Consider the following 17157-nt stretch of genomic DNA (forward strand, 5'->3'; position numbering starts at 1 on the left):
CAGCGATAGAAAAATGCTGGTGGGTGCAAAGGATTACTCTTGTTCCCTTCGCGGGTATTAACCCGATCAGGTTCCGCGGATCCCGAATTAACGGTCTCAGCCTGAAGTGGGAAAGGATCCCGCTTACTAGGCACTCCGACAAGAGTGCCCAGTGTAGGAGCGGGAGAGCAAAACTGCAAGCTGTTAACTAAGCTGTAATGTCTATGCTACTTTCAGGCGTTATGCTGGGCGCGCCAATGAATCATCATTATCCGCAGCGGGCGTATTGGCCTGCCAGATGTCATAGGCAATTTGGATCAGGTTGTCTTCTAAGGCAAAACGGGCGGCTAGCGTTTCCCCGATGTGTGAAAGGGCGTCATGGAGAGCTAAACACTCTTCTTCGCTCAGTTCGTCATCGGTAAAGCGATCGTGGAACGCCATAATTAGCTTGGTATTATCGTGTAACGCGGGATAGATTTTTTTTGTTACTGCCATGTGCGGACTGTCATCGCCGCCAACCAGCTCTACGATACGATCGTAAACATGGAAATGGCCGGCTGAGAGATAATCAACCAGATTGTGGCAGAAGTTCTCCAGCGCTTTTTCATTGAGCGGGGTATGCTTTTCTTTATTTGGTTTAATACCAACCAGTGCACAATAGGCCACGAGTAGTTGCTTGCGGGCTTGCAACCATTGGTCGATTAATTCATTACTACCACCTACGCGTTGAGTCAGATGTTCGAGACGGTTGAGCATATATTCAACTCCATGAGGTAAATGTTACAAATTAGCAACAATCGAATGCCAGATTAGCAGAGGTTTAATGTCAAAGATATGGAACAACAGTTAAAAGATGATGACACCGGCTGGTGGGTGATTAGCCATGAAGGCAAGGTCTGGCTACCCCGTGGAGATTTGCCTTTTGGTTCTGCCCTGCAATGGCAATTAAGCACCAAATCGGCGCACCAAATTGGCGAGTGGGAGGGGCATCCCATGTGGTTAATAGAAGATGCTCGTCGGCAAGATATGGTGTCAGTTCGCCAACTGATTGACGTTGATCGTGGCCTTTTCCAGCTTGTTGGCCGTGGTGTCCAACTGGCCGAGTTTTTCCGCTCCCATACGTTTTGCGGCTATTGCGGACATGAGATGTACTCCAGCCGTTCAGAGTGGGCAAGTATGTGTCCTAACTGCCGCCAGCGTTATTATCCGCAAATTGCGCCGTGCATTATCGTGGCTATTCGCCGCGGTAATGAAATCCTTTTGGCACAGCATAAACGTCATCGGAACGGCATACATACCGTATTGGCAGGTTTTGTTGAGGTAGGCGAAACGCTTGAGCAGGCCGCCGCGCGTGAAATTATGGAAGAGAGCCACGTTCAAATTAAAAATCTGCGTTATGTTGCTTCTCAGCCATGGCCGTTCCCGCACTCATTGATGGTGGCTTTCATGGCAGATTACGCAGGCGGAGAACTTAAACACGATCCAAAAGAGTTATTGAATGCGGGCTGGTATCGCTATGACAATCTACCTCAACTGCCGCCTGCAGGTACTGTAGCACGGCGTTTAATCGAAGATACCGTGGCACTTTGTCGAGAAGAGACAGAAGGCGAATAACGCATGCTACAATGCGATGAGATTATTTAGGGAGCCAAAGGATGACTGAACTGAAGAACGACCGCTACCTGCGCGCACTATTGCGCCAGCCTGTAGACATAACACCGGTATGGATGATGCGTCAGGCCGGACGTTATTTGCCAGAATATAAAGCCACCCGTGCTCAGGCCGGTGATTTTATGTCTTTGTGCAAAAATGCTGAGTTAGCCTGTGAAGTCACACTTCAACCGCTGCGCCGTTATGCGCTAGATGCGGCAATTCTATTTTCAGACATCTTGACCATACCTGATGCGATGGGGCTTGGGCTCTATTTTGAAACGGGAGAAGGCCCTCGTTTCTCGTCGCCGATTACCTGTAAAGCTGATGTGGAAAAACTGCCCGTTCCCGACCCTGAAGATGAACTAGGGTATGTGATGAACGCGGTGCGCACCATCCGTAAAAATCTGGATGGACAGGTTCCTCTGATTGGCTTCTCTGGAAGTCCGTGGACGCTCGCGACCTATATGGTGGAAGGCGGCAGTAGCAAAGCTTTCACTAAAATTAAAAAGATGATGTATGCCGAGCCAGCAACGTTGCATCTGCTGCTGGATAAACTGGCCGATAGCGTGATCTTGTACCTTAACGCGCAGATCCGCGCTGGCGCTCAGTCAGTCATGATTTTTGATACTTGGGGTGGTGTGCTGACAGGCCGTGACTATCGCCTGTTCTCACTACACTACATGCATAAAATCGTTGATGGTCTGATCCGTGAAAATGACGGTCGTCGTGTTCCAGTGACGCTATTCACCAAAGGTGGTGGTCAGTGGCTAGAAGCTATGGCTGCAACCGGCTGTGATGCGCTAGGCTTGGATTGGAGCACGGACATCGCCGATGCTCGTCGCCGTGTCGGTGACAAAGTTGCACTGCAAGGCAATATGGATCCTTCCATGCTGTATGCGCCTGCGGCCCGAATTGAGCAGGAAGTCTCGACTATTCTGGAAGGTTTCGGGGAAGGGACTGGCCACGTATTCAATCTTGGCCATGGCATTCATCAAGATGTGCCACCAGAGAATGCAGGAACGTTTGTTGAGGCTGTTCATCGGCTTTCAGCGAAGTATCATCGATAGGACTTAAAGCATGGATATGCAGGCACTGCGCGAAGAGCAGGTGGAAAAGGCGAGTCAGATTGTCCGTAGCGACGATCTAGGATTTGAACAACCGACACTTATCGCCGGTGCTGATGTGGGTTTTGAGCAGGGGGGCGACGTCACGCGAGCGGCTATCGCGGTGTTACGTTATCCCTCTCTTGAGCTGGTGGAATACCAGATCGCACGTATCGAAACCCAAATGCCCTATATCCCCGGTTTTCTTTCGTTTCGTGAATATCCTGCGTTGCTCAAAGCGTGGGGTATGCTGCAACATCGGCCACAGCTGGTGGTGGTCGATGGGCAGGGGATTGCGCATCCGCGTCGCTTAGGTGTTGCTAGCCATTTTGGCTTGCTCGCGGATGTTCCCACTATCGGCGTTGCTAAAAGTCGCTTGTGCGGCCAGTTTGCCCCTTTAGATGATACCGTAGGGGCCTTGCAGCCGCTTAATGACAAACAAGAGCAAATTGGTTGGGTTTGGCGCAGTAAAGCACGCTGTAACCCGCTGTTTATATCACCGGGGCATCGCATCAGTTTGCCTACAGCTTTAGCGTTTATTCAAAGCTGTATGCGTGGTTATCGCTTACCTGAACCCACGCGTTGGGCGGATGCCATCGCCTCTAATCGACCAGCTTTTCAACGCTGGTTACTCCAAGATTCTGATAATCGCGTGTAGATATAGGGATCTCTTGATTTTTCAGTTACACTGCGCCGGAATTATTTTTCAGAGACTTACTTTTCTCTAAGAGACTTAGCATGCTGCGTAACCCGATTCACAAACGGCTAGAAAAGCTGGAAAGCTGGCAACATCTTACGTTCATCGCCAGTTTGTGTGAACGTATGTACCCAAATTATCAGGCATTCTGCCTGCAAACCGGATTTGGCGATCCTATGGTTTACCGCCGAATTTTGGATCTGATTTGGGAAACATTGACGGTAAAAGACGCTAAAGTGAATTTCGACAACCAGTTAGAAAAACTGGAAGAGGCAATTCCGTCAGCTGACGACTATGATATTTACGGTGTTTACCCTGCGATTGACGCTTGTATTGCGTTGGGTGAAGCTGTGCACTCCCGTTTAAGCGGTGAGATGCTAGAACATGCGATTACGGTCAGTGAAACATCACTGCGTACCGTCGGCATGCTGGAAATGACTCAGGCCGGTCGCGAAATGACCGATGAAGAGCTGAAAGAATTACCAGCAATGCAAGATGAGTTAGACATCCAATGGGAGATTTTCCGCCTGCTCGTTGAATGCGAGGAGCGCGATTTAGAGCTCATCAAAGGATTAAGATCTGACCTGCGTGAGGCAGGTGTCAGTAATATCGGTGTAAATTTAGCGCAATAAGACGGCAAAACGTGATTTAACACCTGATTTGTCGTCCCTTAAGGCTTCACATTCGTACCCCGGTTGTTCTACATTTGGGGGGCGTAAAAAAAGTGGCTATCGGTGCGTGTATGCAGGAGAGTGCTGTCAATCGGCATATCCGTCGCACTCGATGCTTTGCAAACGATAAACACACTGTAAGGATAACTTATGAACAAGACTCAACTGATTGATGTAATCGCGGAAAAAGCTGACCTGTCTAAAACTCAGGCTAAGGCAGCTCTGGAATCTACTCTGGCAGCGATTACCGAGTCTCTGAAAGACGGTGATGCAGTACAATTGGTTGGTTTCGGTACTTTTAAAGTGAATCATCGTAACGAGCGCACTGGCCGCAACCCGCAAACTGGTATGGAAATCAAAATTGCAGCAGCAAACGTACCAGCGTTCGTTTCTGGTAAAGCTCTGAAAGACGCAGTTAAATAAGACCGCGTGATTCACAGCCTGTTTGTGAAAGAAGTAAACAGGGGGGCGTTGACGCCCCTTTTGTTCATCTGTAAGCCTGTGGCGGCATTACTGATCGCGGCAGGGCTTTCTGTGACGCTCTCTGGTTGCAGTACGCAAAACGATTCCCCTCGCTTTACCGCAACTGGTTATATCGCCGATCAAGGCATGATGCGCATTTGGCGCAAAGACAACGCTAATCATCAGCCAACGGCTATTATGAGTGTCTATAGTCCCTTGCAAGGGAAAGGCACAGTAGTCAGCTATTACGCTTATCAGGATGGCAAATTGAACCTAGTACGGCAAACCGTGCAGGGCAATGAGCAAAATGTTCTTGAGCTTCGTTTAGATGAGAAGAGCGAAATAAGCTTTATGCAGCGCCAGATTGGCAATCAGCGGCAGTTACTCACGTCTGACGATATAGCCCGTAGCCAGTATCAGTCCCGCCATATGGTTGAGATATCAGAAGCACTGCGAGTCGGCAAAGTTAACCTCATCCAAGGCCGTTGGCAGAATGGTCAGTTCACTAGCTGTGCAGGGGAAACTCAATCCCTGAAGCTAGAAGCGTGGCAGCTGAATTGGATAGAAAGTCGCGCCGCACGCTCGTCTCAGCCTCTCGGGATTGCATGGCTTGATGCGCCGGAAGGCCGGCAGTTATTGCTGGCAGCCAATGAAGATTTTTGCAGTTGGGAACCGACGGTAGATACGCTGTAAAGAAAACCGAGAACCACCTTAATGATCCTCGGTCTTGGTGTGATTAACGACCGCGCCCAATAGCCCGGTAGCCAATATCCTGACGATAGAAACTCTCTTTCCAGCCGACCTGTTTTGCTAGCTGATATGCATTTTTCTGCGCTTGCTCGATTCCATGTCCTAAGGCAGTGACGCACAATACGCGCCCGCCATGAGTCACCACATCGTTGCCCTGCATTTGGGTGCCAGCATGGAAAACTTTTTCGCCCTCTGCTGAAACCGACGGCAGGCCATGAATGACATCACCGGTTCGATAATCTCCAGGATATCCTCCTGCAGCGATCACGACGCCTAGCGCATCACGTTCATCCCACAGTGACTCTTTCTCGTTTAATTTACCTTCAGCACCGGCTAGGCAAAGTTCTACTAAGTCTGATTTCATACGTAGCATGATAGGCTGAGTTTCAGGGTCGCCAAATCGACAGTTAAATTCGATAACTTTTGGCTCACCTTGGGCTGAAATCATCAGGCCTGCGTAAAGAAAACCAGTGTATGGGTTACCCTCTTTCGCCATGCCATGTACCGTTGGCCAGATGACTTCATCCATAACGCGCTGGTGGATCTCATCGGTTACCACCGGTGCCGGTGAATATGCACCCATGCCGCCGGTATTTGGTCCCGTATCGCCATCGCCGACTCGTTTATGATCTTGGCTGGTCGCCATTGGTAGCACGTTCTTTCCGTCAACCATGACGATAAAGCTCGCTTCTTCGCCGTCGAGAAACTCTTCAACGACGATGCGATGGCCTGCGTCGCCGAATGCGTTGCCTGCCAACATATCGTGCACCGCGGCTTCTGCTTCTTCTAGCGTCATTGCAACAATCACGCCTTTACCAGCGGCTAGGCCGTCTGCCTTGATAACGATTGGCGCGCCTTGGCTACGGATATAGCTAATCGCGGGCTCAACGTCGGTAAAATTACGATACTGGCCTGTGGGAATGCGATGGCGGGCCAAGAAATCTTTAGTGAAGGCTTTTGATCCTTCTAACTGGGCTGCTGCCTGTGATGGGCCGAAAATCTTCAGCCCCGCAGCTTGGAACGCATCAACGACGCCAATAACTAGCGGTGCTTCAGGGCCAACTATCGTTAGGCCAATATCATGGCTCTGGGCAAATGCCAAAAGAGCGTTGATATCGGTTGCTGAGATATCGACGTTTTCTAGGGCTGGCTCCAGTGCTGTCCCCGCATTACCTGGGGCTACGTAGACTTTATCTGCCAGCGGCGATTGAGCCGCTTTCCATGCTAGTGCGTGCTCACGGCCGCCGTTACCGATAATCAGGATATTCATGCGCTCACCTCAAAAGGTGCGCCCGCAGGCGCACGAAAAACAGAAGAGATTAATAAAGAGAAAAATGATTAATGACGGAAATGACGCATATCCGTGAAGATCATGGCGATCCCGTGCTCATTCGCAGCGGCGATGACTTCATCATCACGAATAGAACCCCCTGGCTGAATAACGCAGGTGATGCCGACGGATGCCGCAGCATCAATACCGTCGCGGAATGGGAAGAAGGCATCTGATGCCATTACGGAACCCGCGACTTCTAATCCTTCGTCAGCGGCTTTGATTCCGGCGATTTTGGCAGAGTACACGCGGCTCATCTGGCCAGCACCAATGCCGATGGTCATTTTGTCTCGGGCATAAACGATGGCGTTGGATTTCACAAATTTGGCTACTTTCCAGCAGAACAACGCATCACGCATTTCCTGTTCGGTTGGTTGGCGAGTGGTGACTATGCGCAGGTCGGATTCTTTTACCATGCCTAAATCGCGGTCCTGAACCAGTAAGCCGCCGTTAACGCGTTTGAAATCCAATCCATTTTGGCGCGCATTCCACTCACCACAGGCTAAGACGCGCACGTTTTGTTTGGCTGCCAGCAGCTCAAGCGCAGGTTCGCTGATATGTGGGGCAATAATGACTTCGACAAACTGACGACTAATAATCGCCTGAGCAGTTTCGGCGTCGAGTTCGCGGTTAAAGGCAATGATGCCGCCAAAGGCAGAGGTTGGGTCGGTTTTATAAGCGCGCTCGTAGGCATCTAAAATAGAACCACCAACGGCAACACCGCATGGGTTAGCATGCTTCACGATCACACAAGCGGGCTCACTAAACTCTTTCACACATTCTAATGCTGCATCGGTATCGGCAATGTTGTTGTAAGAGAGCGCTTTGCCTTGAAGCTGATTAGCGGTAGCAACAGAAGCTTCAGTGACATTCTCTTCTATATAGAAGGCCGCATCCTGATGGCTGTTTTCTCCGTAACGCATATCTTGTTTCTTTATATAGCTAAGATTCAGCGTGCGAGGGAAGCGGCCAGAAGGTTCTTCAGTATTACCATAATAAGGAGGAACCATCGTTCCAAAGTAATTCGCGATCATGCCATCGTAGGCAGCAGTGTGCTCGAATGCCTTAATCGCCAAATCGAAACGCGTCGCGTGAGTTAAAGAACCCTCGTTGCTATCCATCTCATTAATGATGGCATCGAAGTCACGATTATTAACTACAATCGCAACGTCTTTATGATTCTTGGCTGCCGAGCGCACCATGGTTGGTCCACCGATATCGATATTCTCAACGGCGTCGGCTAAAGAGCAATCTGGGCGAGCTACGGTCTGAGCGAAGGGATAAAGGTTCACAACGACCATATCGATGGGCTTAATATCGTGGTGAGCCATAATGTCATCGTCTTGGCCGCGACGGCCAAGAATCCCGCCATGTACTTTGGGATGCAAAGTCTTAACTCGGCCATCCATCATTTCGGGGAATCCGGTGTAATCAGAAACCTCGGTCACGGGTAAACCTGCTTCCGCTAACAGGCGGGCAGTACCGCCAGTTGAAAGCAGCTCAACGCCACGAGAACTGAGCGCTTGAGCAAACTCAACAATACCGGCTTTATCAGATACGCTGAGCAGCGCACGGCGAATCGGACGGTTAGCGGAAGCTGAGCTCGTGTTTTGTGAACTGGAATGCATGGTAGTTATATCCCTCGGCTATGGAATCGCAATATAAAGAGCGTTATGTGAATACGGCATGCCTGTTTTATTCAAATAACGCCCCTTCGTTGGAAGAGGTCGAAAGATTTTAACGCATCCAGATTGTAACGAAAACGTTTGCGTGATGCTCGTCAAATTTGTCACCAATATCGTTCTGTGGATAAACTTGTGAACAAATGGGTATAAAGCGGGGTTTTGCTGTGGAATGCAGCAAACGATCAATTTAATGGAAATTAAGGGTTGTCAGCCCGCGAGAACTCCCTATAATGCGCCTCCATCGACACGGAACATGTGAATCACTTCACACCGTATCGGCGGTTTCGATAAGAAATCGCAAGAGAAAAAATCCTGAAATTTAGGGTTGACTCTGAAAGAGGAAAGCGTATTATACGCCACCTCGAGTTAGCAAGCTTAGTCTCCTAACTCACTGCTCTTTAACAATTTATCAGACAATCTGTGTGGGCACTCACAAGACAATATCTAACGTCCTCGGACGATAAAATATTAAAGTCTTGAAGAGTGACCAAGCAGTAATTCATTTAGTGAATTATTACGAAAGTTAATTTTCGAGCATCGCTTAACTTGTTTAAGCAAATCAAGCTTTTAATTGAAGAGTTTGATCATGGCTCAGATTGAACGCTGGCGGCAGGCCTAACACATGCAAGTCGAGCGGTAGCACAAGAGAGCTTGCTCTCTGGGTGACGAGCGGCGGACGGGTGAGTAATGTCTGGGAAACTGCCTGATGGAGGGGGATAACTACTGGAAACGGTAGCTAATACCGCATGATGTCTTCGGACCAAAGTGGGGGACCTTCGGGCCTCACGCCATCAGATGTGCCCAGATGGGATTAGCTAGTAGGTGGGGTAATGGCTCACCTAGGCGACGATCTCTAGCTGGTCTGAGAGGATGACCAGCCACACTGGAACTGAGACACGGTCCAGACTCCTACGGGAGGCAGCAGTGGGGAATATTGCACAATGGGCGCAAGCCTGATGCAGCCATGCCGCGTGTATGAAGAAGGCCTTCGGGTTGTAAAGTACTTTCAGCGAGGAGGAAGGCATTGTGGTTAATAACCACAGTGATTGACGTTACTCGCAGAAGAAGCACCGGCTAACTCCGTGCCAGCAGCCGCGGTAATACGGAGGGTGCAAGCGTTAATCGGAATTACTGGGCGTAAAGCGCACGCAGGCGGTTGATTAAGTCAGATGTGAAATCCCCGAGCTTAACTTGGGAACTGCATTTGAAACTGGTCAGCTAGAGTCTTGTAGAGGGGGGTAGAATTCCAGGTGTAGCGGTGAAATGCGTAGAGATCTGGAGGAATACCGGTGGCGAAGGCGGCCCCCTGGACAAAGACTGACGCTCAGGTGCGAAAGCGTGGGGAGCAAACAGGATTAGATACCCTGGTAGTCCACGCTGTAAACGATGTCGACTTGGAGGTTGTGCCCTTGAGGCGTGGCTTCCGGAGCTAACGCGTTAAGTCGACCGCCTGGGGAGTACGGCCGCAAGGTTAAAACTCAAATGAATTGACGGGGGCCCGCACAAGCGGTGGAGCATGTGGTTTAATTCGATGCAACGCGAAGAACCTTACCTACTCTTGACATCCAGAGAACTTAGCAGAGATGCTTTGGTGCCTTCGGGAACTCTGAGACAGGTGCTGCATGGCTGTCGTCAGCTCGTGTTGTGAAATGTTGGGTTAAGTCCCGCAACGAGCGCAACCCTTATCCTTTGTTGCCAGCACGTAATGGTGGGAACTCAAAGGAGACTGCCGGTGATAAACCGGAGGAAGGTGGGGATGACGTCAAGTCATCATGGCCCTTACGAGTAGGGCTACACACGTGCTACAATGGCATATACAAAGAGAAGCGAACTCGCGAGAGCAAGCGGACCTCATAAAGTATGTCGTAGTCCGGATTGGAGTCTGCAACTCGACTCCATGAAGTCGGAATCGCTAGTAATCGTAGATCAGAATGCTACGGTGAATACGTTCCCGGGCCTTGTACACACCGCCCGTCACACCATGGGAGTGGGTTGCAAAAGAAGTAGGTAGCTTAACCTTCGGGAGGGCGCTTACCACTTTGTGATTCATGACTGGGGTGAAGTCGTAACAAGGTAACCGTAGGGGAACCTGCGGTTGGATCACCTCCTTACCTAAAGATAGCGTTAAGTGCAGTGTCCACACAGATTGTCTGATGAAATTAATGAGCAAGAGCACCTGTTGATGTTGTGAGTTTTAAGACTCATGCTGATACGAAACGAGAAAGCGCAAGCTTTGTCGGTATTTTCGTGTCCCCATCGTCTAGAGGCCTAGGACACTGCCCTTTCACGGCTGTAACAGGGGTTCGAATCCCCTTGGGGACGCCATTCCGATAATGAGTGAAAGACATTATCACCTGAATATCTTAAAGATGACTTTATTAAGTCGTGTTTAAGATATTGCTCTTTAACAATCTGGAACAAGCTGAAATTTGAAAGCTTAAGCAACTGTGAGACACACTGACACAGTTTGCATTAAGCAGTCTCTCAATTTTTTGCAATCTTGAATGCTGTCTTGAACCGGTTCGTAACCGTGTTCACTAAAAAGACACCTTCGGGTTGTGAGGTTAAGTGACTAAGCGTACACGGTGGATGCCTAGGCAGTCAGAGGCGATGAAGGACGTGCTAATCTGCGATAAGCGTCGGTAAGCTGATATGAAGCGTTATAACCGACGATTTCCGAATGGGGAAACCCAGTGTGATTCGTCACACTATCGTTAAGTGAATACATAGCTTAACGAAGCGAACCAGGGGAACTGAAACATCTAAGTACCCTGAGGAAAAGAAATCAACCGAGATTCCCCTAGTAGCGGCGAGCGAACGGGGAACAGCCCAGAACCTTAATCAGCGTATGTGTCAGAGGAACGGTCTGGAAAGTCCGGCGATACAGGGTGATAGCCCCGTACTTGAAAATGCATATGTTGTGAGTTCGATGAGTAGGGCGGGACACGTGACATCCTGTCTGAATATGGGGGGACCATCCTCCAAGGCTAAATACTCCTGACTGACCGATAGTGAACCAGTACCGTGAGGGAAAGGCGAAAAGAACCCCGGCGAGGGGAGTGAAATAGAACCTGAAACCGTGTACGTACAAGCAGTGGGAGCCTCTTTTATGGGGTGACTGCGTACCTTTTGTATAATGGGTCAGCGACTTATATTTTGTAGCAAGGTTAACCGAATAGGGGAGCCGTAGGGAAACCGAGTCTTAACTGGGCGTCAAGTTGCAAGGTATAGACCCGAAACCCGGTGATCTAGCCATGGGCAGGTTGAAGGTTGGGTAACACTAACTGGAGGACCGAACCGACTAATGTTGAAAAATTAGCGGATGACTTGTGGCTGGGGGTGAAAGGCCAATCAAACCGGGAGATAGCTGGTTCTCCCCGAAAGCTATTTAGGTAGCGCCTCGTGAACTCATCTTCGGGGGTAGAGCACTGTTTCGACTAGGGGGTCATCCCGACTTACCAACTCGATGCAAACTACGAATACCGAAGAATGTTATCACGGGAGACACACGGCGGGTGCTAACGTCCGTCGTGAAGAGGGAAACAACCCAGACCGCCAGCTAAGGTCCCAAAGTCATAGTTAAGTGGGAAACGATGTGGGAAGGCATAGACAGCCAGGATGTTGGCTTAGAAGCAGCCATCATTTAAAGAAAGCGTAATAGCTCACTGGTCGAGTCGGCCTGCGCGGAAGATGTAACGGGGCTAAACTATGCACCGAAGCTGCGGCAGCGACACTTAGGTGTTGTTGGGTAGGGGAGCGTTCTGTAAGCCGTTGAAGGTGGCCTGTGAGGGTTGCTGGAGGTATCAGAAGTGCGAATGCTGACATAAGTAACGATAAAGCGGGTGAAAAACCCGCTCGCCGGAAGACCAAGGGTTCCTGTCCAACGTTAATCGGGGCAGGGTGAGTCGACCCCTAAGGCGAGGCCGAAAGGCGTAGTCGATGGGAAACAGGTTAATATTCCTGTACTCGGTGTTACTGCGAAGGGGGGACGGAGAAGGCTAGGCTATCCGGGCGACGGTTGTCCCGGTTTAAGCGTGTAGGGGGAAAGCATTGGTAAATCCGTGCTTTTATTAACCCTGAGGCGTGATGACGAGTCACTACGGTGATGAAGTAGTTGATGCCAAGCTTCCAGGAAAAGCCTCTAAGCTCTAGGTAACATTGAATCGTACCCCAAACCGACACAGGTGGTCAGGTAGAGAATACCAAGGCGCTTGAGAGAACTCGGGTGAAGGAACTAGGCAAAATGGTGCCGTAACTTCGGGAGAAGGCACGCTGGCGCGTAGGTGAAGTCCCTTGCGGATGGAGCTGAAGCCAGTCGAAGATACCAGCTGGCTGCAACTGTTTAATAAAAACACAGCACTGTGCAAACACGAAAGTGGACGTATACGGTGTGACGCCTGCCCGGTGCTGGAAGGTTAATTGATGGGGTCAGCCGCAAGGCGAAGCTCTTGATCGAAGCCCCAGTAAACGGCGGCCGTAACTATAACGGTCCTAAGGTAGCGAAATTCCTTGTCGGGTAAGTTCCGACCTGCACGAATGGCGTAATGATGGCCAGGCTGTCTCCACCCGAGACTCAGTGAAATTGAACTCGCTGTGAAGATGCAGTGTACCCGCGGCAAGACGGAAAGACCCCGTGAACCTTTACTATAGCTTGACACTGAACATTGAGCCTTGATGTGTAGGATAGGTGGGAGGCTTTGAAGCGTGGACGCCAGTCTGCGTGGAGCCAACCTTGAAATACCACCCTTTAATGTTTGATGTTCTAACTCCGGTCCCTAATCGGGATTGAGGACAGTGTCTGGTGGGTAGTTTGACTGGGGCGGTCTCCTCCTAAAGAGTAACGGAGGAGCACGAAGGTTAGCTAATCACGGTCGGACATCGTGAGGTTAGTGCAATGGCATAAGCTAGCTTGACTGCGAGAGTGACGGCTCGAGCAGGTACGAAAGTAGGTCATAGTGATCCGGTGGTTCTGAATGGAAGGGCCATCGCTCAACGGATAAAAGGTACTCCGGGGATAACAGGCTGATACCGCCCAAGAGTTCATATCGACGGCGGTGTTTGGCACCTCGATGTCGGCTCATCACATCCTGGGGCTGAAGTAGGTCCCAAGGGTATGGCTGTTCGCCATTTAAAGTGGTACGCGAGCTGGGTTTAGAACGTCGTGAGACAGTTCGGTCCCTATCTGCCGTGGGCGTTGGAAGATTGAGAGGGGCTGCTCCTAGTACGAGAGGACCGGAGTGGACGCATCACTGGTGTTCGGGTTGTCATGCCAATGGCATTGCCCGGTAGCTAAATGCGGAAAAGATAAGCGCTGAAAGCATCTAAGCGCGAAACTTGCCTCGAGATGAGTCTTCCCTGAGACCTTGAGTCTCCTAAAGGAACGTTTAAGACTAAGACGTTGATAGGCTGGGTGTGTAAGCGTAGCGATACGTTGAGCTAACCAGTACTAATGATCCGTGAGGCTTAACCTTACAACACCGAAGGTGTTTTAAGACGCAGAGACGCGAAAACACAAAGAGTAGGCTTGTGAACAGATTGGTTTGTATGGCTAGCTGTAGAAATACAGAGAGCGGTACAAATAACAGAATATGCCTGGCGGCGATAGCGCGGTGGTCCCACCTGACCCCATGCCGAACTCAGAAGTGAAACGCCGTAGCGCCGATGGTAGTGTGGGGTCTCCCCATGCGAGAGTAGGGAACTGCCAGGCTCCAAATTAGTTGTGCTGATATGGCTCAGTTGGTAGAGCGCACCCTTGGTAAGGGTGAGGTCCCCAGTTCGACTCTGGGTATCAGCACCACTCTTATTAGTGGTTAATGTTCGGCTTAAAAAGAATTTGTCTGGCGGCAACAGCGCGGTGGTCCCACCTGACCCCATGCCGAACTCAGAAGTGAAACGCCGTAGCGCCGATGGTAGTGTGGGGTCTCCCCATGCGAGAGTAGGGAACTGCCAGACTTTAAATAAAACGAATAGGCCATCCGAAAGGATGGCCTTTTTGTTTTGTTTGAATTTTGTCGGTAAGCGTCTCGATAGAGTAGGACAACATGGTCGGGAACGATGTTGAACAACGCAAAGCGTTGGCCCGAAGGGCGCTGGGCAGGAAGCCCAGCGTAAACTGCTAGGCTTTAAATCAAGTAAAGAACCTCAGTCGAAAGACTGGGGTTTTTTGCTTTTATAAATCCCAAAATAACCTTAAAGGTTGCCCGCCTTAGCTAAATTCAATCGTAAGTTTTATTTTTTCTCTCACCCTGTATCCTGCATTTTTAGCGCAGGCTTAATAAGCAAGGATATGCTGTATGGCTCTCATCTATGTTCAAATTCGTAAAAATAAAATGACGGTGCGTAACGTTGATACACAGCGGGAAGTGTCAGGTTCCGCGGCATTTACGACAGAGCGTTTACTCGTTGGTAACTTCTTTGAGGCAGAGAAGCTAGTACGTGAGCTCAGCAGCCAAGTAATGTCTAGAACCAACAAATTCCTTAGTCGCCCAGGCCTACTTTCTAGCCTACTTCGTATATTGTTTCCTGGCCTATACTGCGATTTATTAGTACATGCGTTTGAAATGAATCATGGAGGATTATCACAGGTTGAAGAACGTGTATTAAAAGAGATAACCGCTAGGTTTGCTTTTGTTAACAATGGATTAGTTGTATTTTCCAGCGATAGGACAATGAGCGACACGGAGGCTAGAGAGGTATTTGATCAGCGGCAAGATATGGAGTGATTTTGATAATAGGGCTCCGAAGAGCCCTAATAGATTAATGAGACGTGCCCTGTGAGATCCCTACACCCGTTTGTGAGCGCACAAACTGTGAGTAGAAACGTCCGCGTTCTTGCACTGCAGCTTCTGAATTATCCGTGATAGAAAATAGCCATGTCCCAATAAAAGCGGCGGCCATTGAGAATAACGCCGGATATTCATAGGGATAGATTGGAGCAGCATGGCCGAGCACTTTGACCCAAATCGTTGGCCCCAAAATCATCAGTATCACCGCGGTCAACAGACCTAACCAGCCTCCGACCATCGCACCTCTTGTAGTGAGCTTTGACCAATACATTGAAAGGATAAGTATTGGGAAGTTACAGCTAGCGGCAATAGAAAATGCTAAGCCGACCATGAAGGCGATATTTTGATTCTCGAACAAAATACCTAAACCAATAGCCACAAGTCCAAGCACCAATACGGTGATTTTTGAGACTTTCAGCTCATCACGTTCGGTTGCTGTACCTTGTTTAAATACGTTGGCATAGAGATCATGAGATACCGCAGATGCTCCGGCTAGCGTCAGTCCTGCAACTACCGCCAGAATAGTGGCAAAGGCGACTGCAGAGATGAAACCAAGGAAGAAACTTCCTCCTACAGCATCGGCTAAGTGAACCGCTGCCATGTTGGTACCACCGATCAGTGCGCCTGCTGCATCTTTAAAGGCAGGATTCGAGCCGACTAATACGATAGCGCCAAAACCGATGATGAAGGTTAGAAAATAGAAGTACCCCATAAAACCGGTGGCATAGAACACGCTCTTACGAGCCTCTTTCGCATCGCTAACGGTAAAGAAACGCATCAAAATATGAGGCAAACCTGCGGTGCCGAACATCAAGGCTAAGCCAAGAGACAATGCACTGATGGGATCCGAAACCAATCCGCCGGGTCGCATAATCGCGGGGCCTTTGGGATTAACTTCCATCGCTTGATTGAACAGCGTGTTGAAGCTGAAACCGACTGATTTCATCACCATGATGGCCATGAAAGATGCGCCAGCCAGTAGTAGAACTGCCTTAATGATTTGTACCCAGGTTGTCGCCAGCATGCCGCCAAAGAGTACATACATCACCATAAGCACACCGACTAAAACGACGGCGACATGGTAGTTCAGGCCAAACAGCAGCTCGATAAGCTTTCCGGCACCCACCATTTGTGCAATCAAATAGAGGGCAACAACCACCAGCGATCCACAGGCTGAAAGTGTTCTAATCGGTTTTTGTTTAAGACGATAAGAAGCCACATCGGCAAAGGTATAACGCCCTAAATTACGCAGGCGTTCTGCAACCAGAAACAGCATGATTGGCCAGCCAACTAAGAAGCCTAAAGAGTAAATCAGTCCATCATAGCCAGAGGTATAAACCAGCGCGGAAATACCTAAGAAGGATGCGGCTGACATGAAGTCACCCGCCATAGCGAGGCCATTTTGCAAGCCGGTAATGTTGCCACCCGCGGTGTAATAGTCCTTACGCGAACGAGTACGTTTGGAGGCCCAATAGGTGATGTAAAGCGTCGCGCCAACAAATATGACAAACATAATGATGGCTTGAATGTTTAGCGGCTGTCTTTCAACTGCGCCCGTAATGGCGTCGGCGGCATGACCGGAGAAAGGCAGTATTGCTAAAAATAACGGGGTTAAAAGGCGAGATTTCATTGCTCAACCTCCTGCAATAATTGATGGTTGAGACGATCAAACTCGCCGTTTGCCCGAATAACATAGATACCAGTTAACAGGAAAGAAACCACAATCAAGCCTATACCGATAGGGATCCCACGGGTTACGCTAGAACCTTCAGATATCGGTGTCCCTAGCCAGCCGGGCGCAAAAGCGATGAGTAGGATAAAGCCGAAATACAGGATCATCATTATCCATGAAAGTGTCCAAGCGAATCTTTCACGTTTTTGCACCAGTTCCTTGAAGCGCGGGTTATTTTCAATCCTTTGATAAATGGCATCATTCATCAGAGCGACTCCTAGTAAGGCATTGATTGAATAAAAGCTGCCCCGTGGGCATAGCCTTTTGAGGGGATATGCCCATGAAGTCAACTCGTTGCCGCGCTCAGGCG

General features: G+C 49.6%; 12 protein-coding genes, 2 tRNA genes, 4 rRNA genes and 1 riboswitch. Of the genes, 13 read left to right on the plus strand and 5 right to left on the minus strand.

Annotation, left to right across the window (positions count from 1 at the left end; translation table 11 throughout):
* Window positions 1-26: 26 nt before the first annotated feature.
* A riboswitch (TPP riboswitch) is annotated at window positions 27-148 on the minus strand.
* 71 nt (window positions 149-219) lie between these two features.
* Window positions 220-735: an Rsd/AlgQ family anti-sigma factor gene (locus AB3Y96_RS01410; RefSeq protein ID WP_025802803.1), complete on the minus strand. Its 516-nt coding sequence runs from the start codon at window positions 733-735 to the stop codon at window positions 220-222.
* 78 nt (window positions 736-813) lie between these two features.
* Here AB3Y96_RS01410 and nudC point away from each other — a divergent pair, with 78 nt between their 5' ends.
* From nudC to AB3Y96_RS01440, 6 genes are all read left to right on the plus strand, one after another.
* Window positions 814-1593 (plus strand): NAD(+) diphosphatase, encoded by a 780-nt coding sequence (gene nudC / locus AB3Y96_RS01415; protein WP_367298326.1) that lies wholly within the window; start codon window positions 814-816, stop codon window positions 1591-1593.
* Window positions 1594-1634: 41 nt separating this feature from the next.
* Entirely contained in the window at window positions 1635-2699 is a 1065-nt protein-coding gene (gene hemE, locus AB3Y96_RS01420; protein ID WP_367298327.1) for a uroporphyrinogen decarboxylase, read from the plus strand.
* Between the two features lie 10 nt (window positions 2700-2709).
* Complete coding sequence (nfi, locus tag AB3Y96_RS01425; RefSeq protein ID WP_367298328.1) at window positions 2710-3393, plus strand: deoxyribonuclease V; 684 nt, start codon at window positions 2710-2712, stop codon at window positions 3391-3393.
* Window positions 3394-3473: 80 nt separating this feature from the next.
* A complete protein-coding gene (locus AB3Y96_RS01430) occupies window positions 3474-4064 on the plus strand; it encodes a YjaG family protein (RefSeq protein WP_004089424.1) in 591 nt (196 codons plus the stop codon).
* 189 nt (window positions 4065-4253) lie between these two features.
* Complete coding sequence (gene hupA / locus AB3Y96_RS01435) at window positions 4254-4526, plus strand: nucleoid-associated protein HU-alpha (protein WP_025802812.1); 273 nt, start codon at window positions 4254-4256, stop codon at window positions 4524-4526.
* A gap of 48 nt (window positions 4527-4574) precedes the next feature.
* On the plus strand, window positions 4575-5258 hold the full coding sequence (locus tag AB3Y96_RS01440; RefSeq protein ID WP_211095799.1) for a DUF1481 domain-containing protein: 684 nt from the start codon (window positions 4575-4577) through the stop codon (window positions 5256-5258).
* A 43-nt stretch (window positions 5259-5301) separates the two neighbouring features.
* Here the strand turns inward: AB3Y96_RS01440 and purD are convergent, their stop codons facing one another.
* Window positions 5302-6585 carry a phosphoribosylamine--glycine ligase gene (gene purD, locus AB3Y96_RS01445; protein ID WP_072307047.1) on the minus strand — a complete coding sequence of 428 codons (1284 nt, stop codon included), beginning with the start codon at window positions 6583-6585 and terminating at the stop codon, window positions 5302-5304.
* Between the two features lie 68 nt (window positions 6586-6653).
* Window positions 6654-8273 (minus strand): bifunctional phosphoribosylaminoimidazolecarboxamide formyltransferase/IMP cyclohydrolase, encoded by a 1620-nt coding sequence (gene purH / locus AB3Y96_RS01450; protein ID WP_367298329.1) that lies wholly within the window; start codon window positions 8271-8273, stop codon window positions 6654-6656.
* A 625-nt stretch (window positions 8274-8898) separates the two neighbouring features.
* Between purH and AB3Y96_RS01455 the strand changes: the two genes are divergently transcribed.
* The 7 genes from AB3Y96_RS01455 (at window position 8899) to AB3Y96_RS01485 (ending at window position 15052) form a co-directional block, all read left to right on the plus strand.
* Window positions 8899-10441: ribosomal RNA gene (locus AB3Y96_RS01455) — 16S ribosomal RNA — on the plus strand.
* Between the two features lie 138 nt (window positions 10442-10579).
* Window positions 10580-10655, plus strand: a tRNA-Glu gene (locus tag AB3Y96_RS01460).
* 237 nt (window positions 10656-10892) lie between these two features.
* Window positions 10893-13801 (plus strand): 23S ribosomal RNA (locus tag AB3Y96_RS01465).
* 120 nt (window positions 13802-13921) lie between these two features.
* Window positions 13922-14037 (plus strand): 5S ribosomal RNA (gene rrf, locus AB3Y96_RS01470).
* Between the two features lie 14 nt (window positions 14038-14051).
* Window positions 14052-14127: transfer RNA gene (locus AB3Y96_RS01475), tRNA-Thr, on the plus strand.
* A 39-nt stretch (window positions 14128-14166) separates the two neighbouring features.
* Window positions 14167-14282 (plus strand): 5S ribosomal RNA (gene rrf / locus AB3Y96_RS01480).
* Together the 16S, 23S and 5S rRNA genes with 2 tRNA genes alongside form the textbook arrangement of a ribosomal RNA operon.
* 341 nt (window positions 14283-14623) lie before the next feature.
* Complete coding sequence (locus tag AB3Y96_RS01485; RefSeq protein ID WP_367298330.1) at window positions 14624-15052, plus strand: YjaA family stress response protein; 429 nt, start codon at window positions 14624-14626, stop codon at window positions 15050-15052.
* A 34-nt stretch (window positions 15053-15086) separates the two neighbouring features.
* On the opposite strand, the gene actP is transcribed toward AB3Y96_RS01485, so the two are convergent.
* On the minus strand, window positions 15087-16745 hold the full coding sequence (gene actP / locus AB3Y96_RS01490) for a cation/acetate symporter ActP (protein ID WP_367298331.1): 1659 nt from the start codon (window positions 16743-16745) through the stop codon (window positions 15087-15089).
* Window positions 16742-17053, minus strand: coding sequence for a DUF485 domain-containing protein (locus AB3Y96_RS01495; RefSeq protein WP_040044737.1), 312 nt, complete (start codon window positions 17051-17053; stop codon window positions 16742-16744). Before AB3Y96_RS01495 ends, actP begins: the two co-directional genes overlap by 4 nt.
* Between the last annotated feature and the right edge of the window lie 104 nt (window positions 17054-17157).

Source organism: Hafnia alvei (genome assembly GCF_964063325.1).
Classification (GTDB): Bacteria; Pseudomonadota; Gammaproteobacteria; order Enterobacterales; family Enterobacteriaceae; genus Hafnia; species Hafnia alvei_B.

Bases quoted from the DNA above. Each gene is read 5' to 3' on its own strand.
- AB3Y96_RS01410 (WP_025802803.1), bottom strand. From the start codon at position 735: ATGCTCAACCGTCTCGAACATCTGACTCAACGCGTAGGTGGTAGTAAT.
- nudC (WP_367298326.1), top strand. From the start codon at position 814: ATGGAACAACAGTTAAAAGATGATGACACCGGCTGGTGGGTGATTAGC.
- hemE (WP_367298327.1), top strand. From the start codon at position 1,635: ATGACTGAACTGAAGAACGACCGCTACCTGCGCGCACTATTGCGCCAG.
- nfi (WP_367298328.1), top strand. From the start codon at position 2,710: ATGGATATGCAGGCACTGCGCGAAGAGCAGGTGGAAAAGGCGAGTCAG.
- AB3Y96_RS01430 (WP_004089424.1), top strand. From the start codon at position 3,474: ATGCTGCGTAACCCGATTCACAAACGGCTAGAAAAGCTGGAAAGCTGG.
- hupA (WP_025802812.1), top strand. From the start codon at position 4,254: ATGAACAAGACTCAACTGATTGATGTAATCGCGGAAAAAGCTGACCTG.
- purD (WP_072307047.1), bottom strand. From the start codon at position 6,585: ATGAATATCCTGATTATCGGTAACGGCGGCCGTGAGCACGCACTAGCA.
- purH (WP_367298329.1), bottom strand. From the start codon at position 8,273: ATGCATTCCAGTTCACAAAACACGAGCTCAGCTTCCGCTAACCGTCCG.
- AB3Y96_RS01485 (WP_367298330.1), top strand. From the start codon at position 14,624: ATGGCTCTCATCTATGTTCAAATTCGTAAAAATAAAATGACGGTGCGT.
- actP (WP_367298331.1), bottom strand. From the start codon at position 16,745: ATGAAATCTCGCCTTTTAACCCCGTTATTTTTAGCAATACTGCCTTTC.
- AB3Y96_RS01495 (WP_040044737.1), bottom strand. From the start codon at position 17,053: ATGAATGATGCCATTTATCAAAGGATTGAAAATAACCCGCGCTTCAAG.